This window comes from Paenibacillus sp. 7516 (assembly GCF_002272715.1).
Classification (GTDB): domain Bacteria; phylum Bacillota; class Bacilli; order Paenibacillales; family Paenibacillaceae; genus Paenibacillus; species Paenibacillus illinoisensis_A.
In genome coordinates this window covers 75,978-99,044 of the sequence record NZ_NPBI01000007.1, presented here as the reverse complement: position 1 = coordinate 99,044, position 23,067 = coordinate 75,978, and the positions used below count along the sequence as shown (strand labels likewise).

The window sequence follows — 23,067 nt, the reverse complement described above, 5'->3', positions numbered from 1 at the left end:
AGATCATGAAGAAATGGATGAACGGATTATCACGTCTCGGATTGTTTCCCAAGCTGTTTCTCGTCATGGTGATAAGCATCGTTCTCGTTTCCGTACTTATTTTATGGACTACCGTCCATATGTCGACGAAGCTGTTTACCGAGACATTTAGCATCACAAACTCCAAGGTGCTTAGTCAGATTAAGACCACCTTCGAATCCTTTAATGATGCGATTGCGGCCGTCTCCAACAATGTAAGCCAAAGTGGGGCAATTCGCGGCTATCTGTCGGAGGGAGAGGGGGATTCTCTCACAATGGCCAAGTCCTATTATAATATGAGGGAATCGATGGACCGTATCCAGTCCATTATGGAATCCTATGAGGTCGGAATTACGATTAGCGGTATTAATGGGCGCACCTATTCTACGGACCGATCTCACCTGAGGATGTCGCTGGAGGAATTAAGAGAACTTCCGATTACGATCGACGCTGTGAAGACACCGAATCGGTTGATGTTTGACGATTACCAAACGGACACCGACGTTGGCACGCAGCAGATGATCTCAGCTACCAAAGCATTGGCGGATCGGACCCAGAGCCGGATTTACGGAACGCTTTATGTAACCATCAAAGAGAGTGTGTTCCGTCAGTTCTACAGCAGTTTCACGAGCAGAGGTAACGATGTGGTCATTCTCAATGAAAACGGGGAAATTGTGTCTTCCAACCGTGAAGAATGGATTGGTACGAAGCAGCTGGATCTTCTATCTTACGCCAGACAAATGGCCACGAAGAGCGATAATAATGGTATAAACGCAAAGGTAATGGAGCAGGACAGCGTAGTTCTGTCCGAATATCTGCCGTTTTACCGTTTCTATATTATTAATGTGGTTGATAAGGATCAGGCTGTGGGACAATTGCTTGATCTCAAAACCATTGCCTTGATTTGCGCCGCCATTGTGGCTGGGGCGCTTGTACTGGTGTTTCTAATCACCAATCAGATTACAAAGTCGCTGCGCAGGCTCGTGAAGCAAATGTCCAATATTACAAAAAGCGATCTCGATAACTACATTCCGGTTAGTGGAAGTTATGAGAGCAGGCAGCTTGGTCATGCGTACAATTACATGCTTGATGAGCTTCATGACTATGTGGATCAGCTCGTATTGACCCAGCGGGAACAGCGAAATGCAGAACTTGCGGCATTACAAAGCCAGATCAATCCTCATTTTCTGTATAATACTCTGGCTTCGGTGAAGGTACTCGTGCAGCAGGGGAACAAGGATCGAGCAGCAGAGACGATTAATGCATTGATTGCCTTACTGCAAAATACGATCAGTGATGTAAGCGAGACGGTCACGGTAGAGCAGGAAGTGGAGAACCTGAGGAACTATGTCTTCATCAATCATGTCCGTTATGGTGGACGAATCAAAGCGGCCTTCTATGTAGCACCTGACTGTAATCACTACCATGTACCCAAACTTGTCATCCAACCGTTTATTGAAAATGCCTTCTTCCACGCCTTTAACCGCAAAGAGACCGGCACCATTCATGTTCTTGTCTCTCGGGCAGGGGAAACACTCATCTGCGAGATCATGGATAACGGAGATGGTATTGAAGGGTTCTCAATGGGCGAATCATTGCCTAATCCCAAAAATAATCGGCAGCTGTTTAGCGGCATTGGTATTCGTAATGTGCATGACCGGATTGAACTGCTGTATGGCGCCCCTTATGGTGTGACGATTATGAGTACCCCAGGCGAGGGGACAAGAGTGACGGTTACACTTCCGCTGATTACAAGCTGAAGAAATGGCACAGATGCAACACGAGTTTATAAACTAACACGCATCAAAAGTCTTTCTGTGGAGAGTTTTCTACACGAAGGGCTTTTTTTTATTTTGATAAATGAAAGCGGTATTTTTGCTTCAGTGGTAAAATTTTTGGCTCGATTTACTCCAAAATCAAAAGGAATTACCAAAAAACAAATTTAATGCAAACGGTTTCTGTAAAGGTTTTCATTGTGGCAATAAGATGACAAATCCGTACAAAATTATTACTAACGAATGCCGATTTGGGAATGATAAGATGAATACATCGAAAGCAACCGCTTTCAGAAAACGCAAACAAATTACACACAAAGAGGTTGAAGGGGAGTTGAATGATTTGAAAAAAATGTGGGTATTGATGCTCGTTACTGTCCTGCTGTTGTCCGCATGTTCTTCCGGAGGAGGAGGCAACACGGCTAGCGAGGGTGAGAAAGCATCCAATGAGATTACGATCTGGGCATGGGACCCATCGTTCAACATTGCTGCATTGAATACAGCAAAAGAAGCTTACGCTAAAGATCATCCTGATGTAAAAATCAACGTTGTTGAATACGCACAAAATGATATTATCCAAAAACTCAACACAGGTTTGAACTCGGGAACAAGCAACGGTCTTCCAAACATCGTACTGATTGAAGACTACCGTGCACAAAGCTTCCTGAATGCTTACCCGGATGCCTTCAAGGATCTGTCTTCCAACTTCACGGCTTCTGACTTTGCCGATTACAAATTGGGACCGACAGCTTATGACGGCAAACAATACGGTGTTCCATTTGACTCTGGTGTAACGGGTCTCTACTACAGAACAGACCTGCTGGAGCAAGCTGGTTACAAAGCTGAAGATCTGCAAGACATCACGTGGGATGACTACATCCAAATCGGTAAAGATGTTAAAGCAAAAACAGGTAAAGATCTGATCACTCTTGATCCGAATGACCTGGGTCTGATTCGTATGATGATTCAATCCGCAGGTTCATGGTACTCCAAAGAAGATGGCAAAACACCTAACCTGGCTGGTAATGAAGCACTGAAAGAAGCATTTGTTTCTTACAAAGCAATGATGGATGCCAATGTGGTTAAACTGAACTCCGACTGGAGCCAGTTCGTAGCAGCATTCAACAATGGTGACGTAGCCACGATCCCAACAGGTAACTGGATTACACCATCCGTTCGTCAAGAAGCATCCCAATCCGGTCAATGGGCTGTAGCTCCGCTTCCTAAAATGGCTGGTCAACCAAACTCTGTACATGCATCCAACCTTGGAGGTAGCTCCTGGTATGTCATGAACAATGTTCCTGGTGCAGATCAAGCAGCAGACTTCCTGGGCAGCACGTTTGGTTCTGACAAACAATTGTATCAAGACCTGCTTAACGGTATCGGCGCAATCGGAACATACAAACCGGCTACTGAAGGTGAAGCATTTGACAAAGCAGATGAGTTCTTCGGTGGACAAAAAATCTTTGCAGACTTCGCAAAATGGACTGAAGAAATCCCTAGCGTAAATTACGGTGTTAACACATATGCAATCGAGGACATTCTGGTTGTTGAAATGCAAAACTTCCTGAACGGCAAAGCGATCGACGACGTTCTGGCTGATGCACAAAAACAAGCTGAAGCTCAATTAAACTAAGATGATCCACGGTAACTTATAGAACCCAAGGAAGCATCGGAGCCGTTCCACCGTCTGGCGAAGCACACTGCCGACCGGACATGGTGGAAGGCTCCATGGGTTCTATCCATGTTGCATGGAGAGAGAGGAGCCATACTGTGAAAGCCATGAATACAGGAGACAGTCTCCAAAAGAAAAATAATTTGACTGGATGGGCTTTTATTTCGCTCGCTGTCATCGGGATCGTTGCATTCTACTTCTATCCGATGCTGCAGGCACTGCTCTTATCTTTCAAGTCTGGCGTGGGTGCCAATCTTGAATTTACGGGGCTCGATAACTATAAAAGGTTGTTTATTGATACAACATTCCGTACAGCCGTATCCAATACATTTTTGTATCTGATCATTCAAGTCCCTGTCATGATCATTCTCGGATTGTTCATTTCCGTTCTGTTGAATGACAGCACACTGCGCTTCCGCAGCTTTTTCCGTACTGCAATCTTTTTGCCTTGTGTAACCTCACTGGTTGCCTACTCTGTTGTATTCAAGTATTTGTTCTCTGCAGATGGAATGGTCAATCAATTTCTGATGAATCTGCATGTCATTGCTGAACCGATTCAATGGATCACCGACCCGTTCTGGGCTAAAATTACGATCATAATCGCCGTTACTTGGCGTTGGACCGGATATAACATGATTTTCTATCTGTCTTCCCTGCAAAATATCGATCAATCCATCTATGAAGCGGCACGGATTGATGGTGCAAATGCATTTACTCAATTTTTCAAAATTACAGTACCATTGCTCAAACCGATTATTCTGTTCACGTCCATTACATCAACGATTGGTACCTTGCAAATCTTTGATGAGATCATGAACATCACCAAGGGTGGACCGGGTAATGCAACGATGTCCATCTCGCAATACATCTATAACCTTTCGTTCAAATATTCACCGGACTTCGGATATGCGGCAACCGTTTCATACTCCATCGTGCTGATGATTATTGTATTGTCCATCATCCAGTTTAAAGTGGCAGGTGATAAAAATGGCTAAGAACAAAGTGAAACGCATTTTCACCTATGTATTCCTGTCCCTTGTGGCCTTCATATCGATCTTCCCATTTTTCTGGATGCTCGTCAGCTCCACGAATGCTTCGGTAGATGTCACCAAAGGCAGATTGTTACCCGGCTCGGCTTTCATAGATAACTTCACGAAGCTGCTGGATACGACCAATCTGGTACAGGCACTCGGCAACTCGGCCATTGTGTCCATTATTTCCACATTGCTTGCATTGTTGATTGGTTCCATGGCTGGTTACGGTTTTGAAGTATACCGGACGAAATCACGTGACATCGTCTTCAACATCCTGCTGCTTTCCATGATGATTCCGTTCGCAGCCTTGATGGTACCGCTCTATCGGATGTTTGCAACCATCTCGGGAATTGCACCGTTTATGGGTATCAATACAATGGCGGCAGTCATTCTGCCAACCATTACGACTGCGTTCCTGATCTTCTTCTTCCGTCAGAACACCAAAATGTTCCCGAAAGAGATGCTTGAAGCAGGCCGGATCGATGGTCTTAGCGAACTGGGTATCTTCCTGAAGATCTACATGCCTACAATGAAAACAACATATGCGGCAGCTGCGATCATTACATTCATGAGCAGCTGGAATAACTACTTGTGGCCACTCGTTGTGCTGCAGACACCAGATCAACAAACGATCCCATTGCTGATCTCTAATCTCGGCTCCAGTTACTCGCCAGATTATGGGGTGATCATGACAGCGATTGTCATTGCCACGCTGCCAACAGCATTAGTGTTCTTCATTATGCAGAAACACTTTGTCGCTGGTATGGTTGGTTCTGTGAAATAGTGGAATAGTGGATGTCATCTGAAAAGACTGATGTAGAAAAAAACGCAGAGGACACCAGCAATGGTGTACCTCTGTCTTTCTGTTTGTTATTGGAAGAGGAAATACAGGTTTGAATCTTGAATAATTCATACTATACATTTCGCACTAGAGGGAGAGAGAGCCGATGAAAGCAACACAAGCAGATATCAACTGGCTGGGAAATGTAAGCGTTTTTGAGGTTAATCGTCTAAACGCTTACTCGGATCATCGTTATTACAGCACCATGGAGGAAGCACAGGCTTCAGGAACCATGAAAATGCGTTATGACCTGAACGGAACCTGGAAATTCAATTATGCCATTCGTCCGGATTGCCGGCCGGAGCTGTTCTACCAATCGGATTACTCCAGTGAAGGCTGGGATGACATCGAAGTGCCTGGTCACATTCAGCTTCAGGGGTATGGTCAAATTCAATATGTAAATACACAATACCCTTGGGATGGATTGAACGAACTGCGTCCGCCAGCACTGCCGCAGGACAAAAATGCAGTTGGAAGCTACATTCGGACGTTCCACCTGCCATCAGGGTGGCAGAACAATCCGGTATACATCTCCTTTCAGGGAGTAGAGTCAGCATTCTATGTGTGGCTTAATGGTCAGTTCGTGGGATACGGAGAAGATAGCTTCACCCCTTCGGATTTCGATCTGACACCGTTCCTTCAGGATGGAGAAAACAAACTGGCTGTGGAAGTATATCAACGCAGCACGGGCAGCTGGCTGGAAGATCAGGACTTCTGGCGCTTCTCCGGCATTTTCAGAGACGTATATCTCTATACGGTACCTGCAGCACATATCCGGGACCTGCGTGTGGTAACGGATCTGGACCAATCTTATACCAACGGTACGCTGAACCTCGATCTGAAGCTGGAAGGTAAAGCTGCTGCGGGAGCACGAGTTGAAGCTGAGCTGCGCGATGCTGAAGGGAACGCTTTGAGAACATTTGGTGGAGTGGAAGTTACGAATGGTCTGGTTAGCCTTCGGGAAGAGTTCGGCAAGGTAAACCTGTGGAGTGCGGAAATACCGTACTTGTATCGTTTATACATCCGTGTATATGATGCTGCTGGTCAGTTGGTTGAAGTTGTGCCTCAGTCTGTTGGTTTCCGCAAGTTCGAAATGATCGATAAAGTGATGCATATCAACGGTAAACGCATTGTATTCAAAGGAGTTAACCGTCACGAGTTCAACCCGCGCCGTGGCCGTGCCATTACCAAAGAGGACATGCTCTGGGACGTGCGTACCATTAAACAGAACAATATGAATGCGGTTCGTACATCACATTATCCGAATCAAAGCTTGTGGTATGAATTGTGTGATGAATACGGATTGTATGTTATTGATGAGATGAACCTGGAGACGCATGGTTCCTGGCAAAAGCTTGGTGCCGTTGAGCCTTCCTGGGTAATTCCTGGTGATAAACCAGAGTGGCATGACATTGTCATGGACCGGGCTGTATCCATGGTGGAGCGTGACAAAAACCACCCGTCCATTCTGATCTGGTCCTGTGGTAACGAGTCACATGGCGGCGAAGTCATCTACAAAGTATCCCAATACTTCAAATCGGCTGACCCAACGCGTCTGGTGCATTATGAAGGAGTCTTCCATGATCGTCGTTTTGATGAGACAAGTGATATGGAGAGTCGCATGTATGCCAAGCCAGCAGACATTGAGGAATTCCTGAATGCGAATCCGACCAAGCCTTACATCAGCTGTGAATACATGCACGCCATGGGTAACTCCATCGGTGGCATGCACAAATATACGGAATTGGAAGACAAATACCCGATGTATCAGGGTGGATTCATCTGGGATTACATCGATCAATCCATTTACAAAAAAGACCGTTACGGCAAGGAATACCTCGCATACGGCGGCGACTTCGGCGATCGTCCTTCGGACTACTCGTTCTGTGGGAACGGCATCGTGCACGCGGATCGCAAAGTAACTGCCAAAATGCAGGAAGTGAAGTTCCTGTATCAAAATATCAAGTTGTTCCCGGATCGTGAAGGGGTCAAAATCGTTAATGGCAACCTGTTCGCAGATACATCAGCATTGGAACTGGTGTACAGCCTGGAACGTGAGGGACATGAAGTGCTGCGCGGAACGTTGGAAGTCAATGTACCTGCCCAAAGCGAGAAAACGGTAAGTCTTCCGCTCGATACAGATGCTCTGGCTGGTGGCGAATATGCGGTTAATGCTGCATTTGTTCTCAAAGCGGCTACCCTCTGGGCGGATAAAGGGGACGAAGTCGCGTTTGGCCAGTTTATCTTCACACAAGATTCCGCTGCAACGGCTGCAGAGGATCTGAATTTGACAAATGAAATTCAGGTGGTTGAAGGGGATGTGAATATTGGTGTCCGTGTAGGTCAAACTCACGTACTGTTCTCCAAAGCTTTCGGAACTTTGGTATCCCTCAAGCTGTCCGGCCGTGAGACGATTGCTCAGCCTCCTGCGCCATTGTTCTGGCGGGCAACGACGGATAATGATAAAGGGACTGCCATGGGCTTCGAACTGGGTGCGTGGTATGCCGCTAGTCTGCTGCCAAGATGTGTCGAGTGGAAGGCAGAACAGAAACCGGATCAATATCGCATTGAATTCACGCACAAGCTCAACATTTCTGCAGACGTGCAGGTAAAAGTAACTTATACTGTGCGTGCTGATGGAAGCGTGCATGTTCATAACGCCTACAAAGGTACAGCAGGCTTGCCTGACCTTCCGATTCATGCCTTGTCTTTCAAAACGTCACCGGAATATGGCAACGTGGAATGGCTGGCCATGGGTCCGGAAGAAAACTATGCGGATCGTGCATTTGGAGCACGTTTGGGCATTCATGGCAGTAAAGTGGCGGATACGGTTGCGCCATACCTGGTACCACAGGAATCAGGCAACCGTACAGGAGTACGCTGGGCGAAACTGACGGATGATGCAGGACGCGGCTTCAAAATTGAGGCTTCTGCAGCTCCAGTTGAGCTTAACGTATCGCCGTATACAGCATTCGAACTGGAAAACGCGCAGCATGTATACGAGCTGCCGCCCGTGCATTATACAGTGGTTACTGTAGCTGGTAAACAGATGGGTGTTGGCGGTGATGATAGCTGGGGTGCGCCGGTTCATCCGGAATATCGCATTGCCTCGGACGGCGAATTGGAATTTGAATTTGTCATTCGTTCACTGTAAGAGTCGTATCCTAATAAATGTAGAACAGGGGTCTCCGTGTATCGGATGACCTCTGTTTTGCTATGGAGAAATGGTCGCGCAAGCCTAATTCCATGAAACCGCTATCGAAGCTATTTCGTACTATACGGGACATGGAACAAAGGGAGGGGCTTCATTATGAGCAGAAAGGCAAAAGCAGGTGTGTGGGTTACCGTCCTGGCTGTACTGGGTATCATCGTGGGGTGTTTCATCTGGTATTTCAATACGGCTTCGGGTGAGCGGGCGCTGAAAACGATGAGATCCAACAATTCCGGGGGGCTGGAGCGGATCGTTAAAGTGTACAGTGACTCCGGGGAATTGATTCAGACCTATGAGGGAAAAATCGATGTGCAGGATACGGAATATGGCAATAAAGTATTATTTGATCTGAATGGAAAACGTGTTGTGATCTACAATGCAACGGTTATTACAGAAGAGAAATAACATGGAAAGAAAGAATATTTCTTGGAGTCTAAGTTAAGATACACTCTTGCTTATAAAGGAACTTAAGGTAAACAAATTTGGAGGTGAGAGGGGGATGTTCTTGGAAATGTTAATTGCTTTAATTGCAATCCTGGGTATGGGTGTGTTCTATGCTGTGCTCGTGTATTACCTCGTTCGTCTCATCTCCAAAAAAGCATTTAAGCATACGCTGACCAAGGTTGAGACTATTGAAATACTGGTTTGGCTCGCGATTGTGTTCTTCGGTGTTGTGATGATTATTAAGCAGAATTGGAATCTGTTCTTACCGGTAGTTCTTTTGCTGTTCTCCATGATTAACTTGCGGCGTTCCAATCGGAAGTTCCGGGAGATGGAGAACAATGAATAGCCGGAAAATCAAGGAGGTGGGTTACTGTGAAAATGGGCAAAACATCCGATACGTCCGGGTTAACCTACGTCGCCTCCCTATCTGACGAATTACAGCCTGTTTTCGAACAAGCTGAAATGAAGTATCCGGCATGTGATATCGAGTTGTTCTTTGTTTTTCGCTGCCTGCCGGAAGAATATGAATGAAAGTCCACGGTCAGATATGCCAAAAAAGAGCAGGTGCTTTATTTTGACATGACGGTCAGCGAGGACCTTTACAAAAAGTTCAGTAAAAGAAGACAACGGGTTGAGTTAAGTCATTCCTTTTATGTTTTTTTGAGTGAGAAGATAAAGAAATACAAAATAGCGAATTTGGATCATGCAGCGTTTCTGAATGACATGGAAGTTTGGCTCAAAGAAATCGGCTGGTTGGAGCCCGAAACAGATGTTGAAGTGGAAGGAGCTGTAACACCTTATTGATGACGGCATACAGTCTTAACTTATCGTTTCTATACATAATTTGAAAGAAAATAAAAACAGGCCCTCTTTCGAGGGCCTATTTTTCATGGGAGAGGAGAAACCGGACGAAGAGCTTATGGGGAAACGTAAGTCTTCTCCGCGGTTGTCTACGACACTTGTGATGTCGATAATTATAGAATGGCCGAAATGTTTCCTTTTTATACATATGCGTCAACAACGGGTCAACAATTTTTTTGAAATGAATGGAGACAGACTATTTTTCAAACTGAACCCGAGTGTGGTACGATAGCTGTGTCAATAAACTTACATAGAGAGAAAAGGTGACTCATCAGTGAGAGTGGTATCCGGGAGTGCGAAAGGCAGACCGCTGAAGGCTGTTCCTGGCAATGGAACACGTCCGACCACCGACAAGGTGAAGGAAGCGCTGTTTAGCATGATTGGCCCTTATTTTGAGGGCGGTACAGCATTGGATTTGTTTGCGGGTAGTGGTGGTCTCGGAATTGAGGCGCTGAGCCGCGGCATGGACAAGGCTGTTTTTGTTGATTTGGAATCCAAAAGTATTGAAGTGATCCGCGCCAATCTGAAGGCAACCAAGCTGGAAGATCAGGCAGCTATATACCGTAATGATGCAGGTCGTGCGTTAAAGGCGCTTGCGAAGCGAACGACACAATTTGATCTGGTGTTTCTCGATCCGCCTTACCGGATGAAAAACGGGGATGAGCTGATGCTTACGATGCATGAGCTGGAACTGCTTAAACCGGAAGCGACGATCGTGCTTGAATATGAATCCAAATATAGTTACCCTGAGCAATTCGGCCCGTTTGAACAAACGCGCAAGGCTGTGTATGGGGAGACAGCTGTGTCCATCTATGATTATGCACCTGAGGCATCGAATGATGGAGAAAACAGCATAGCAGAAGAGGAGGCTCCTCATGACTGAAATGATACACAGGCAGGAACGGATTGCCGTATATCCAGGGAGTTTTGATCCTGTAACGATGGGCCATCTGGACATTATTGCTAGGGCGTCCAAGCAATTTGACCGCGTCATCGTGGCTGTACTGAATAATATGAGCAAAAATCCACTGTTCACGGTGGAAGAGCGTAAAGCGCTCATTTCAGAAGTTACAAGGCATCTGTCTAATGTGGAAGTGGATAGCTTCCGTGATCTGACAGCCAATTATGTTCGGCAAAAGGAAGCTCAGGTCATCGTTCGTGGCATACGCTCCGTGACTGATTTTGAATACGAGCTGCAGCTTGCTTCCACCAACAGCAAGCTGAACCCGGATGCGGAAACCATCTTTATGATGACCAATCCGAAATATTCGTATTTGAGCTCCAGTATCGTCAAGGAAATTGCTCATTATCATGGAGATGTAACCGATCTGGTGTCCCCGGAAGTGGAAACGGCACTTCGCCGGAAAATCAGCGAGAAAAACGGCGGTTAAACCAGTGGGTCAAGCCCGACAGGCTGATCATAACGGCAAGAATGATCGCAAGTCCGATACAGACTGCCGGGAAGCTGCTCCATAAAATCTCTGCCGCAGCGGTGCTGCCTTCAAGCTGGGATTGCATCGGCAGCAGAGTTGTCTCATCCGCGCTTGCAGCAGGCCAAAACGGGGCCGATACCTCTGCACTATAGCGGCTGAAGGGTGTCCAGAGGAAGACACTTAATGAAAAGGCAGTCAATGCATGAAGCAAACGTACAGCAGCAAAATAGATCATGCTCTTGGCTGCCATTCCGGTGGATTTCATCACAGCTGAGACTTGTAAATGGGAGCACAGTCCACCCCAACCAAGAACCGCAGTAATAAGGGAAATCGTAAGTACGGGTGCCCATGGCGTTTGACTTAAATGGTATGAGCCCAAATGCACTTCCAATACAGAAGGCCAGAGGGCAGCCGAACTGCCGGGCGTGATGTACAGGCCCAGAAGTCGTATGAACACGGCAAAACCGATGATGTAACCACCAGTCATCATTAGCGTCTGAACCGCATGAGACACGGTGTCACCCAGCAGTTTGCCGAATCCGCGGCCATCTCGGGCCTGGGCTTCACGGGCTGCGTTCATCATTTGAAACCAAAGCCCCTGGTGCTGGTTGCGCTTAGGGGGACTGGCTGTAGTGGTCTGTTTTTGACGACTGCGATTGAGCCGAATGGCAATGATTGCGGCAATCCATCCGCTGAGCCAATGAATCATAAGCAGAAAATATCCGGCAGCAGGCTGGTGAAGAAATGCGGCCCCTATGACCAAAATGATCATCATTGGATTGGTGAAATGAGCTGCAGCGACCAGAATAATGGCCTGTTTGCCGGTTATTTGTTGATCCCGAACCAGACGGGACGCTGTGTCCGCCCCAGCAGGAAATCCTCCACACATGCCGACGGCAAGGGCTAGTCCAGCTTCGCCGGGGAGGCGAAACCAACGCTGCATCAGTGGTCCCAGTAAGACGCCGAGAGCGTCTGTAAAACCAAATGCAGTAAGCATTTGCGACAACATCAGAAACGGAAGCATTGCCGGGAAGATAATTTTCCACCAGATGTCCAGCCCTTGAATGGAGGCATCGAAGGCATCTTTTGGAGATACAACTACAGCGACGACCAGTAACAAAGCGCCGGTACTAAGAAGTACCGACCTGATCGGGTTGGATCCTGTAACCTCGGTCTGCATTGTCATCGTTTCACCTCATATGAAATAGCGCCGATTCATTCGGCTGCAGTAATCGGATTGGACGGCCGAATGACGTCCAGGGGACGGTTCGGCCTTGACCGGACAAGCGACAGAATACTGCGGCCTATCCGGCCTGTACCATTGTATGCGTGAGATTGAGGATGTTAGACTTATAATTATAGAAGAAACGCAAAGAACGGGGGCTCATGCGATGAATCGGATTCGAAAATCTGGCGGCTTCAGAGCTTCGATCTTTGTGATCGTGGTGGCTCTGGTTGTCTATGTTGCAGTGTATATGCCAACGCCATATATCATCTATATGCCTGGCAGCGCGGATGAAGTAAAACCGATGGTTACGGTTAAGGATGGGGACCAGGAAGAACGTGGTGTATTCATGATGACGACGGTGTCGGCAACGTATGCCAATGTGTTTTTGCTGGGTACGTCCTTGTTTAACCGAAATATGCAAATTGACAAAAAGGAAGACCGCCTGCAAGGAAAAACGGAAGCAGAGTACTCTGCCGAACAGGTATGGTTCATGAGTGATTCCCAATCTTCCGCCATGGAAGCGGCTTATGAGCAGGCGGGTGTTAAGTATTCCATCGTTCCTGAACATATCTTCGTGTTTGGCTTATCAGAGGATCCGAAGCCACAGGGAGATATTGCTCCTGGCGACATTATTCTCGGCGTGAATGGCACAGCTACACCGGATAACACCGTATTATCTGCTCAGTTGAAGGACAAAAAAGTGGGAGATACGGTAGAAATGCAATTGGAACGCGGAGGCGAGACGATTAGCCGTGATGTGAAGCTGATTGAAGTAAAAGACAGCAAAACGGGTGATACCCGGCCCGGCTTGGGTGTAATGATCGGAACCGTTCAGAAAGTAAAACCCGAAGATTCGAATAAACAAATTACGTTTACGGATACTCAGGTTGGCGGTCCTTCCGCCGGATTGATGTTCACCCTGGAAATTTATAATCAGCTTACTCCCGGAGACCTTACCCAAGGTCATCGAATTGCCGGCACGGGCACGATCACCAAAGAAGGCGTAGTCGGTCCCATTGGTGGTGTGGTGCATAAAATCGTTGCTGCGGATCGAAAAGAGGCAGAGATTTTCTTCGTTCCGAAACAGAATTATCAGGAAGCCGAAGCCAAAGCGGAACAGATTGGCACTAAAATGAAGCTGGTTCCTGTGAATACGGTAGACGATGCCTTGGCTTATCTGAAAACATTGTCTGCCAAATCATAAAGTTGGAATTGAGAATGATTGGAGCAAGCATGTTTTCACGAACGAATAAGAGTAAATAATCTGAAATCCCCTATGCGATCGTTTGAATAAACGACATGACATAGGGGATTTTTTTTGATAAGAACATCTATGAACAATTTATTGTACAACGTTTAGCATCGAACTGGTGGCTCATAATAGTCGCTGTACATGGCCCGTGTGTCCGTCTGCTCATAAGAGAGGGCATATGATGCTTGTGCCTGCACATCAAGCTCCAGCTGGTTGTGAGTGAAGGCAGACGGTTTCAGCACAACAGGCAGGGACGAAGCCGTTTTCATCTGTTTCAACAGACTTTGGCCCAGTGAATTGAATCCAAGGACACGGAGATAACCGGGTCCTTCGGCTAGCTGGTCCGGAGTCAATTCGGCCTTGGCATGATTCAACAGAACATGGGTCAACATCCGCTGCAGCTTGGTGCGCGTATACCGTTTGGTTTTGAGTGCTTCCAGCAGCGATTCGACCGAAGGCTCCGGAAGCTGAGCCAGTGTGCGGAGCAGCCTGTGCTCCAATCCTTCCGTGACTTCGGCGATATTTGCCAGCTCGGAGGCACGGCGGGTCACCGCGGTGTGCAGCAGCGGCTGGGCGAAGCGCTCCCAGTGCACGGGAGCGCGTCCTGCTTGCCATTCGCGCTGCAGAATGGCAAGTGTTGCCGCCGGCACATACGGCGCGGCGGCCTGGGGCCCGTCCGCCATCAGCAGGCGGCGGACGGCTGTTGCACTGGCGATCGCCCCCGGTCCGGGCGTCGCCTCATGATACGCGGCACCGGTGCGTGCCGTCGTCAAGGGCTGGATCGCGCTGCCGAGTCGTTCCAGCGCGATCAGGTAGTGCAGCCCAAGCGAATTGTTGGGCTGCCCGAGCAGTGCGGCGGCGGCATCTTCGCTCACGCCGCCGGGCGCCAGCGCTGCAGCCGCGCCTGCGTACGCGGCGGGGTAGCTGGCGCCTTCCCGCAGGCGGCGCGCGATGTCCTCGCGCAGCCCTGCGGGCTCCACAGCCAGCACGCGCGCAATGCGCTGCAGGCTGTCCAGGTCGCCGGACTCGCTGCCGAAGCAGAGCGAGTCCACGACCCCGGTGCGGTGCAGCAGCGAAACCGCACCGAAGGCAAACCATTCCGCCGGTTGTACCGCATAGGCAACCGGCAGCTCAATCACCAGATCGGCGCCTGCGTGCAGCGCCATCTCGGTACGAGCCCTTTTTCCCACAATGGCGGGTTCCCCGCGCTGGAGAAAAGGGCCGCTCATGACGGCCACAAGGGCATCTGCTCCGCTTAGCCGCCTGGCCTCATTCAAGTGATAGACATGTCCGTTATGCAGCGGATTATATTCAACAATCACACCTACAGCTTTCATCTTCGGGCACTCCTTTCAATAACAATGTTATATATCTTCAATACCTGACTGGGATGTTGTTCCCATTGGTCGATTAATGTCATTGCTGCTTCGCCTAGCAGAAACGTCTTGCTTAATAATAGGGGATACGAGCATCCTTATTCAAATAAAAGCGGTAGAAAACGTCAAAAAAGCACGGAGTCGCATTCAGATGAATACGTCCCGTGCTTTCAGGGGAGTCACTGCTGATCCTTTATTATTTTTTCTGGAGATAAATTAAATGGCTTCCGATGCAGGAATCAGGTTTGTTTTGGGTCCAAAGAACTCATAATGAATATTCTCAGGTGAAACGCCAATCTCGCCTAGTGCCGCATACATTGTCTGCATAAAGGAGACAGAACCGGTCAAATAGTAATCGGATTCCAGGGGCTCGCGGATCATCTGTGACAGCCAGGCTGCATCGATATAACCCTCTCTGTGAAAACGCGATTGCTCGCGGTCATCTGGTGTTGGCTGTGCATAACAATAAAAGGCTTGTATGTTCTCATGCTGTTCTGCCAATGTATTTACATGATCCCGGAAAGCATGAACTTCGCCATTTAGGGCAGCATGAACAAAAGTGACTGAACGCTGGACATTACTGTCAACCAGAGTGTTCAACATGCTGATCATCGGAGTGAGCCCGACGCCACCACTTAATAATACGACATTGCGTGAATCCTCCGGGTTCAGTGTGAAATCGCCTGCAGGAGCAGACAATTCGACCAAGTCTCCTTCAGTGATATGGTCATGCAGATAGGTCGATATTACACCATCTGGTCGTTCCATCCGAGCACTCTCACGTTTAACGGAAATGCGATAATACTTTTTTCCTGGAGCGTCCGAAAGACTGTACTGTCTAATTTGGGCATACGCATTTCCCTCAGGTTTCATCCGGAGACTGATATACTGTCCAGGTTGATATGTGGCTATGGGATTACCATCTGTTGGCACTAGATAAAAGGAAGTAATCAGGTCGCTTTCTTTCACCTTTTTGGCAACCCGGAATGATCGGAAACCTTCCCAGCCACCATTTTGGTTTTCGCTGGCTGTGTATAGATCCTTCTCTAAACCGATAAAGACACCCGCAATGACATTGTAGGCGTCGGCCCACGCAGCAATAATCTCCTCGGTCGCAGCATCACCCAGCACATCCTTGATCGCTTTCAGCAAATAGGTGCCCACGATTTCGTATTGTTCCGGGGTAATGCCAAGACTGCGGTGTTTGTGCGCGACCTGACGCACGGCTGGCAGGACTGCGGCGAGATTATCAATATGCAGTGCAGCAGCGTATACCATATTGGCAAGAGCGGCCTGCTGCCGTCCCTGTTTTTGGTTAGCGTGATTGAAAATGTTCAGCAGTTCGGGATGATGTGCAAACATCGTTTTATAGAAATGGCTGGTAATGGCCTCTCCGTGAACTTCAAGTACAGGTACGGTGGATTTGATCACTCGAATTGTATTTTCGCTTAACATGGATTTTTCCTCCCATAAATGGATTGATAAATTAGATGGATAACCTTGCGCCATGTATCTATTATGCGTGGCATATAGCAAGTATAGATAGGGTCTAAAGGGGGACGTGTGATCTACATCACACGAATCATTAAAGAAATGTGTCCGTCATGCAAGTAAAAGGATTAGCTTGTAGTCTGGCGGAGAGAAAGTTTATAATGCGGAAGAGTGTTTTTATCGTTCGGGTATCTTTCTTTCCCAAAAGGGTGTAAAGTTAAAAGTGTTGACAAACGTCTTGGAAAATCGGTATAATGATTTTTGTTTGTTAAGTCAATTTCATAATACTTTTAACGATGAATCGTCAGAATACATACAGTCAAGATATGAAGTGCATAACGATCAGACTTGATCTGTATAACTGCCGTAAAGCATTTAACATGAATTATGAAATTGGTTTCGTTTGGAGTGATGGGAAATGTTATTGCCATTTCGCAAAGTGGCTATCAGTGACCGACCCCTGCAGTTCAATGAACAGTGGGATATTAAGGAACTGATTTCTAACCGACAAGATATCACAGCCGTTACCCCGCTGACTGCGGATTTATCTGCAGAACAAGCAACGGGGGGCGTGGTGGATGTTCATGGCAAAGTGTCAGCAGGAGTGGACATGTTGTGCTCACGTTGTCTCAAGCCGATTAGTGAACATCTTCATATTGATTTTCATGAGCAATTCAAGCAGGGAGAACAGCCGGAGGACTTGTCTGAAGAAGATGATACTGTCTATGTGGATGGAGAGGACATCGATCTGAAGCTATATGCCGAGGAAGCTTTTCTGCTGCACCTACCGTTTATACCGCTATGCAGCGATACATGCAAAGGGCTATGTCCAAAGTGTGGCCATGAGCTGAACGAGGGTGACTGCGGTTGCGATAACGAAGTTATCGACCCGCGGCTTGCAGGGCTCAAGGATTTTTTTAAATGAGCAAATGAAAATCTAGTGTAACAACTACCTGCAAAGGTTGATTTTGATAAGGAGGTGGGAATAATGGCAGTACCTCAACGGAGAACGTCCAAGACGCGTCGCGACAAACGTCGCACTCACTTTAAATTGGCTGTACCGGGCATGGTGAAATGTGAACAATGCGGCGAATTGAAGCTTGCTCACCACGTGTGCAAAGTGTGCGGAACGTACAAAGCAAGAGAGATCATCTCTCAATAATAGTTAGACATCAAGTAGTACTTCATTTCGATGAGGTACTACTTTTTTTGAATGTTCAAATTAGTATTCGTATTAGGGGAATGGCTGACTTTGGTTAACTGTTTCAAGAAGAAAGATTAGTAGAATGCAGGAGGGCGGCTGTTCAGCACAGAATGGTTTTTGCCCGCCCAGTCTTTCTTTTTGACACAGGATGAGATATACTATGCTTTAGTACCAGGTTCTAAGATTTGGGGTTACATAGAGAAGAACCATAAAATTGTGTGTTGAAAAACCTCTGGTGGTTAGAGGTTCAATTATAGAGAACGATATGAAACGATAGAACGGACCGGCATGGGACGCTTTCTTATACGATACAGCGGGGGGTGTCAGGCATCGAACGTGTACCGAAGAGACAGAGGCAGCAGCAATTGACCAAAATGATCGAAGATAATCCGTTTGTAACGGATCAGGAACTTACACGCCAGTTGAAGGTGAGTATTCAAACGATTCGCCTCGACCGGCTGGAGCTTGGGATTCCTGAGCTTCGTGAACGAATGAAACTGATGGCAGAGCGTTCGTATGACCAGGTACGCTCGCTGCCTCTGCATGAGATTATCGGTGATATTGTAGATTTGCAGCTGGACAAAAGTGGGATCTCCTTGTTTGAGATTAAGGAAGAGCATGTATTTTCTAGGACGGGAATTGCTCGTGGTCACTATGTATTTGCCCAGGCTAACTCCCTGGCAGTCGCTGTCATTAATGACGAGATTGCATTGACGGCTTCGGCCGATATTCGATTTGTTCGTTCGGTTCACCTGGCCGAGAAATGTATTGCGAAAGCGTATGTGAGATCGATCTCGGGTCAAAAGGGGAAAGCAAAAGTTGAAGTGTTCACCTATGTAGGTGAGGAAATGGTGTTTCAAGGCAACTTTGTCATCTACCGTTCGGGTGGAGACGACAGCCTAGAGGGAGGTCATCTGGAATGAAAATCGTCATAGATGCCATGGGAGGCGATCATGCACCCCAGGCAACGGTAGAAGGTGCAATAGCTGCCGCCACGGAATGGGCAGATACACAGATCGTGCTTGTTGGCGATGAAGCCAAGCTGGAACCGCTTTTGAATCAGTCAACGATCAAGCCGGCTAACCTGTCAGTCCGTCATGCTTCGGAAGTGATTGGTTCGGATGACGAACCTGTTAAGGCCGTTCGTCGCAAAAAGGATGCTTCCATGGTGGTCGCGGGCCGCATGCTTAAGGAAGGCGAAGCAGATGCCATGATCTCTGCAGGTAATACCGGGGCGCTTATGACAACCGGCCTGCTCGTGGTCGGCCGCATGGAAGGTATTGAACGACCGGCACTTGCACCTATGATTCCAACAATAGATGATGTTGGCGTGCTTGCGCTTGACCTGGGTGCTAACATGGATGCCAAGCCCGAACATTTGGCACAATATGGACTTATGGGTAGCTTATATCGGCAGAAAGTACAAGGAGTCGACTCACCCCGAGTGGGATTGCTCAATGTCGGAACGGAGCCGGGCAAAGGGAATGAACTAACGAAGCACGCATATCCGCTACTAGAGCAGCTTCCGATTCGATTTGTCGGTAATGTGGAAGCTCGCGATGTACTTACAGGTGCATGTGACGTGCTTGTCTGTGACGGATTTGCCGGTAACATATTGCTGAAATCGCTGGAAGGCACAGCAGGTGCCATCTTCGCTTTGCTTAAGGAACAGTTCTCATCTTCGCTCAAAAGCAAACTGGCTGCAGCGGTGCTCATGCCTGAGCTGCGCGGCCTGAAACGGAAACTGGATTATACCGAGCATGGCGGTGCGCCGCTTCTAGGGTTGAGCAGACTAGTTGTCAAGAGTCATGGATCAGCGGATGGCAATGCGATCAAAAACGCTGTCCGCCAAGCTAGAATTGCAGTGCAGAACCAATTGGTGGAAAGCATATCTAAGGAAATTAGCGGGAAGTGAGTGACGACATGAATAATTTGCGCCCGGTAGGGGTTATCGGTACAGGTAAATATGTACCGGAGAAAATTTTGACCAACAGTGACCTTGAGAAAATGGTAGATACCAATGACGAGTGGATCGTTAGCCGCACTGGGATCAAGGAACGTCATATCGCAGCTCCGGATCAGGCGACTTCGGACTTGGCATACGAAGCAGCGATGAAGGCGCTTGAGTCTGCTGGAATGACAGGCAGTGATCTGGATCTGATCATCGTAGCAACCATTACGCCGGACTCGGCATTTCCGTCTACGGCCTGCATTTTGCAGGATAAGCTCGGTGCCAAAGGCGCTGCGGCGTTTGATTTGTCCGCTGCATGTTCAGGATTTGTATATGGCCTGGCAACAGCAACCAGCTTTATCCAAAGTGGCATGTATAACAACGCGCTTGTTATTGGCGCGGATTGTCTATCCCGGATCACGGACTATACAGATCGTAACACATGCGTATTGTTCGGTGACGGAGCAGGCGCGGTCGTTATTGGCGAAGTTCCTGAAGGTCGCGGATTCAAATCGTTTGACCTTGGAGCGGAAGGTGCTGGAGGCGGCCTGCTTCAACTGGAGGGCGGCGGTTCCCGTCTGCCTGCATCCGCAGAGACGGTTGAGAATAAAAAACACTATATTTACATGAATGGCCGTGAAGTGTTCAAATTTGCCGTACGTGTTATGGGTACAGCAACGGATGAAGTTCTGCGTAAAGCAGGCATGGAGCGCACGGACGTGGATCTGTTTGTTCCTCATCAGGCCAATATTCGTATCATTCAATCCGCCATGCAGCGACTTGAGCTTCCGGAAGAAAAAGTGGTTGTCAACGTAGACAAATACGCCAATACTTCGGCAGCATCCATTCCGCTTGCATTGGTGGAGGCAGCTGAAGAGGGCCGCATGAAAGCCGGCGACACCATCTTGATGGTTGGGTTCGGGGGCGGACTGACTTGGGGTGCATCTGTACTCGTTTGGTAAATTAGATAGCTGGGAGAGATAAATCTAATGAGCAAAATCGCATTTGTATTTCCCGGACAGGGATCACAGGCTGTAGGCATGGCCAAGGACGCGTATGAGTCCGTGCCTGCGGCAGCAGAAATTTTCCGTACAGCCGATGATGTGCTGGGCTTCTCGCTGAGCAATCTCGTGTTTGAAGGACCAGAGACCGAGTTGAAACAGACATCAAATACGCAACCGGCTCTGCTTACTGCGAGTATTGCATTGCTTGAGGCTTTTAAAGAAAAAGGGATAGAGCCCGACTATACGGCTGGACACAGTCTGGGTGAATACAGTGCTCTCGTTGCAGCGGGCGTTCTGACATTTGCTGACGCCGTGAACATTGTACGGGCACGTGGTCAGTATATGGAACAAGCAGTACCAGGCGGGCAGGGAGCAATGGCTGCTGTTCTGGGTGCGGATCGGGAAGCGCTGGGGGTGCTTTGCCGGGACGTATCCGAAACGGGTCACGCGGTTGAGCTTGCTAATATGAACTGTCCGGGTCAAATTGTTATTTCCGGTGTCAAGGAAGGTGTCGCTGCCGTAGCGGAACGGGTGAAAGAAGCTGGCGGCAAGCGTGCCATTCCACTGGAAGTGAGCGGTCCTTTTCATTCCTCATTGATGAAGGAAGCTGCTGGGAAACTGGCAGAGAAGCTGGAGACCGTAACATTCTCGCCAGCCAAGGTTCCGGTAGTCGCTAACGTGACAGCAAGACCTGTGGAAAATGGACAGGTTCAACAATTGTTGACCGAACAGGTCTATTCTCCGGTTTTATGGGAAGACAGTGTGACATGGCTTATTGAGCAAGGTGTAGATACCTTCATTGAGATTGGTTCTGGAAGTGTATTGACCGGATTGATTAAAAAAACAGATAAATCCGTAAAATTGTACAATGTGAACAGTCTTGAAACGCTTGAAGCTACTGCAGCTGCATTAAAGTGATTGAATGACAGGTTATTTGGGGAAAGGAGGAATTAGGTTGTCTAAACCGTTAGAAGGTAAAAACGCACTGGTAACAGGGGCCTCCCGCGGGATTGGCCGCAGCATTGCACTTGCTCTGGCTGAAGCTGGTGCGAATGTAGCCGTAAACTATGCAGGCAGTCAGGCTGCTGCTGAAGAAGTGGCGGAAGAGATTCGTGCCAAGGGAGTTCAGGCCATCACCATTCAGGCGAATGTTGGAGTAATGGATGAAGCTGAACAAATGGTCAAGACTACTCTTGAAGCCTGGGGCAATGTGGACATTCTGATTAACAATGCGGGGATTACACGTGATAATCTGATCATGCGCATGAAAGAGGAAGAGTTTGACCAGGTTATTGAGACCAATCTCAAAGGGGTGTTTAACTGCCTTAAAGCCGTTACTCGTCCAATGATGAAACAACGCTCGGGCAGAATTATCAATATCTCTTCTGTTGTTGGTGTTCTGGGTAATGCCGGACAAGCCAACTATGTTGCTGCCAAAGCGGGGGTCATCGGTCTGACCAAGGCGTCCGCTCGTGAACTCGCTTCCCGTGGCATCACGGTTAACTGTGTAGCACCTGGGTTCATTGAGACGGATATGACCAAGGAATTGTCACAGGAACTCGTAGATGGTATGCTGAGTGGCATTCCGCTGTCCCGACTGGGTCAGCCGGATGAAATTGCCGGAGTTGTTACATTCCTGGCATCGGGAGCTTCATCCTATATGACAGGGCAGACATTGCACGTCGATGGCGGCATGTACATGTAAAACGTCCCGGACTTAAATTAATAGTCGGGGAACAGGCGCTGGACGATCCGAAATGCCGGAAAAAGGCCGGATTCCCCGGCCGGGAGCCGCATATGTCTTCTATGGCATTTTGCCTGCGATTCTCGTATAATACCAAGGAGGAGGTGAACCGGATGTCCGATGTATTGGAGCGTGTAAAACGCATCGTCGTCGACCGCTTGGGCGCAGACGAAGCTGAAGTTACACTTGAAGCATCTTTCAAAGAAGATTTGGGTGCTGATTCTTTGGATGTAGTAGAATTGGTCATGGAATTGGAAGATGAATTCGATTTGGAAATCTCTGATGAAGATGCAGAAAAAATCACGACCGTAGGTGAAGTTGTAAACTACATACAATCTCATACCTAAAGTCAATTCAGTCCCGCACCTGTTTTCGAACAGGCGGGACTTCTCATCATTCATTGGTTTTTCTCATTCCGCAGCGATGCTGATCCAGCTTGATTTTCGGATCGGGATGGGTGAGCATCCGCTTGCGGATATTCCCACAAAATAATTGCGCAAGCAGTCGATATAGAGGTGAGTCGGT

23 protein-coding genes are annotated in these 23,067 nt (G+C 48.0%); 20 read left to right on the top strand and 3 right to left on the bottom strand.

The features are described from left to right. Window positions 1-5 precede the first annotated feature (5 nt). The 11 genes from CHI14_RS07870 to coaD all read left to right on the top strand — a co-directional run bounded on the left by CHI14_RS07870 (window position 6) and on the right by coaD (window position 11,250). On the top strand, window positions 6-1,778 hold the full coding sequence (locus CHI14_RS07870) for a sensor histidine kinase (protein WP_095287876.1): 1,773 nt from the start codon (window positions 6-8) through the stop codon (window positions 1,776-1,778). Window positions 1,779-2,136: 358 nt separating this feature from the next. Next, window positions 2,137-3,429, top strand: a complete 1,293-nt coding sequence (locus CHI14_RS07865) for an ABC transporter substrate-binding protein (protein ID WP_095287985.1) — start codon at window positions 2,137-2,139, stop codon at window positions 3,427-3,429. Between the two features lie 146 nt (window positions 3,430-3,575). Beyond that, on the top strand, window positions 3,576-4,463 hold the full coding sequence (locus tag CHI14_RS07860; RefSeq protein ID WP_095287984.1) for a carbohydrate ABC transporter permease: 888 nt from the start codon (window positions 3,576-3,578) through the stop codon (window positions 4,461-4,463). After that, the gene (locus CHI14_RS07855; protein ID WP_095287875.1) at window positions 4,456-5,286 is read left to right on the top strand and encodes a carbohydrate ABC transporter permease; all 831 of its coding nucleotides are present in this window, start codon (window positions 4,456-4,458) and stop codon (window positions 5,284-5,286) included. The genes CHI14_RS07860 and CHI14_RS07855 overlap by 8 nt, the downstream gene beginning before the upstream one ends. 163 nt (window positions 5,287-5,449) lie before the next feature. Further along, on the top strand, window positions 5,450-8,497 hold the full coding sequence (gene lacZ / locus CHI14_RS07850; protein ID WP_095287874.1) for a beta-galactosidase, LacZ type: 3,048 nt from the start codon (window positions 5,450-5,452) through the stop codon (window positions 8,495-8,497). 156 nt (window positions 8,498-8,653) lie between these two features. Continuing rightward, window positions 8,654-8,959 (top strand): hypothetical protein, encoded by a 306-nt coding sequence (locus CHI14_RS07845; RefSeq protein WP_095287873.1) that lies wholly within the window; start codon window positions 8,654-8,656, stop codon window positions 8,957-8,959. A gap of 100 nt (window positions 8,960-9,059) precedes the next feature. Continuing rightward, a complete protein-coding gene (locus CHI14_RS07840; protein ID WP_141236649.1) occupies window positions 9,060-9,344 on the top strand; it encodes a hypothetical protein in 285 nt (94 codons plus the stop codon). Between the two features lie 26 nt (window positions 9,345-9,370). Then, complete coding sequence (locus CHI14_RS29905; RefSeq protein WP_170948047.1) at window positions 9,371-9,529, top strand: hypothetical protein; 159 nt, start codon at window positions 9,371-9,373, stop codon at window positions 9,527-9,529. A gap of 129 nt (window positions 9,530-9,658) precedes the next feature. After that, window positions 9,659-9,802 carry a hypothetical protein gene (locus tag CHI14_RS29900; RefSeq protein WP_170948046.1) on the top strand — a complete coding sequence of 48 codons (144 nt, stop codon included), beginning with the start codon at window positions 9,659-9,661 and terminating at the stop codon, window positions 9,800-9,802. A 331-nt stretch (window positions 9,803-10,133) separates the two neighbouring features. After that, the gene (rsmD, locus tag CHI14_RS07825; protein WP_095287869.1) at window positions 10,134-10,742 is read left to right on the top strand and encodes a 16S rRNA (guanine(966)-N(2))-methyltransferase RsmD; all 609 of its coding nucleotides are present in this window, start codon (window positions 10,134-10,136) and stop codon (window positions 10,740-10,742) included. Between the two features lies 1 nt (window position 10,743). Beyond that, complete coding sequence (gene coaD, locus CHI14_RS07820) at window positions 10,744-11,250, top strand: pantetheine-phosphate adenylyltransferase (RefSeq protein WP_095287983.1); 507 nt, start codon at window positions 10,744-10,746, stop codon at window positions 11,248-11,250. On the opposite strand, the gene CHI14_RS07815 is transcribed toward coaD, so the two are convergent. Then, entirely contained in the window at window positions 11,228-12,478 is a 1,251-nt protein-coding gene (locus tag CHI14_RS07815) for a nucleoside recognition domain-containing protein (protein WP_095287868.1), read from the bottom strand. The genes coaD and CHI14_RS07815 overlap by 23 nt on opposite strands. Before the next feature lie 205 nt (window positions 12,479-12,683). Here CHI14_RS07815 and CHI14_RS07810 point away from each other — a divergent pair, with 205 nt between their 5' ends. Next, entirely contained in the window at window positions 12,684-13,724 is a 1,041-nt protein-coding gene (locus CHI14_RS07810; RefSeq protein WP_095287982.1) for a SepM family pheromone-processing serine protease, read from the top strand. Between the two features lie 152 nt (window positions 13,725-13,876). Here CHI14_RS07810 and CHI14_RS07805 read toward each other — a convergent pair whose 3' ends face one another. Beyond that, a complete protein-coding gene (locus CHI14_RS07805) occupies window positions 13,877-15,109 on the bottom strand; it encodes a nucleotidyltransferase (RefSeq protein ID WP_095287867.1) in 1,233 nt (410 codons plus the stop codon). A gap of 255 nt (window positions 15,110-15,364) precedes the next feature. Then, window positions 15,365-16,603: an NO-inducible flavohemoprotein gene (gene hmpA, locus CHI14_RS07800; protein ID WP_095287866.1), complete on the bottom strand. Its 1,239-nt coding sequence runs from the start codon at window positions 16,601-16,603 to the stop codon at window positions 15,365-15,367. Between the two features lie 454 nt (window positions 16,604-17,057). Here hmpA and CHI14_RS07795 point away from each other — a divergent pair, with 454 nt between their 5' ends. The 8 genes from CHI14_RS07795 to acpP all read left to right on the top strand — a co-directional run bounded on the left by CHI14_RS07795 (window position 17,058) and on the right by acpP (window position 22,889). Then, window positions 17,058-17,564, top strand: a complete 507-nt coding sequence (locus tag CHI14_RS07795; protein WP_095287865.1) for a YceD family protein — start codon at window positions 17,058-17,060, stop codon at window positions 17,562-17,564. 63 nt (window positions 17,565-17,627) lie between these two features. Further along, complete coding sequence (rpmF, locus tag CHI14_RS07790; RefSeq protein ID WP_090923906.1) at window positions 17,628-17,801, top strand: 50S ribosomal protein L32; 174 nt, start codon at window positions 17,628-17,630, stop codon at window positions 17,799-17,801. A gap of 416 nt (window positions 17,802-18,217) precedes the next feature. Continuing rightward, complete coding sequence (gene fapR / locus CHI14_RS07785) at window positions 18,218-18,766, top strand: transcription factor FapR (RefSeq protein WP_221192561.1); 549 nt, start codon at window positions 18,218-18,220, stop codon at window positions 18,764-18,766. Then, window positions 18,763-19,758 (top strand): phosphate acyltransferase PlsX, encoded by a 996-nt coding sequence (gene plsX / locus CHI14_RS07780; RefSeq protein ID WP_095287864.1) that lies wholly within the window; start codon window positions 18,763-18,765, stop codon window positions 19,756-19,758. Before fapR ends, plsX begins: the two co-directional genes overlap by 4 nt. An 8-nt stretch (window positions 19,759-19,766) precedes the next feature. Next, window positions 19,767-20,756, top strand: a complete 990-nt coding sequence (locus CHI14_RS07775; protein ID WP_095287980.1) for a beta-ketoacyl-ACP synthase III — start codon at window positions 19,767-19,769, stop codon at window positions 20,754-20,756. A 27-nt stretch (window positions 20,757-20,783) separates the two neighbouring features. Next, window positions 20,784-21,716 (top strand): ACP S-malonyltransferase, encoded by a 933-nt coding sequence (fabD, locus tag CHI14_RS07770; RefSeq protein WP_095287863.1) that lies wholly within the window; start codon window positions 20,784-20,786, stop codon window positions 21,714-21,716. Between the two features lie 37 nt (window positions 21,717-21,753). Continuing rightward, window positions 21,754-22,503, top strand: coding sequence for a 3-oxoacyl-[acyl-carrier-protein] reductase (gene fabG / locus CHI14_RS07765; RefSeq protein WP_095287862.1), 750 nt, complete (start codon window positions 21,754-21,756; stop codon window positions 22,501-22,503). A gap of 152 nt (window positions 22,504-22,655) precedes the next feature. Beyond that, complete coding sequence (gene acpP, locus CHI14_RS07760) at window positions 22,656-22,889, top strand: acyl carrier protein (RefSeq protein ID WP_024630176.1); 234 nt, start codon at window positions 22,656-22,658, stop codon at window positions 22,887-22,889. Window positions 22,890-23,067: the final 178 nt, after the last annotated feature.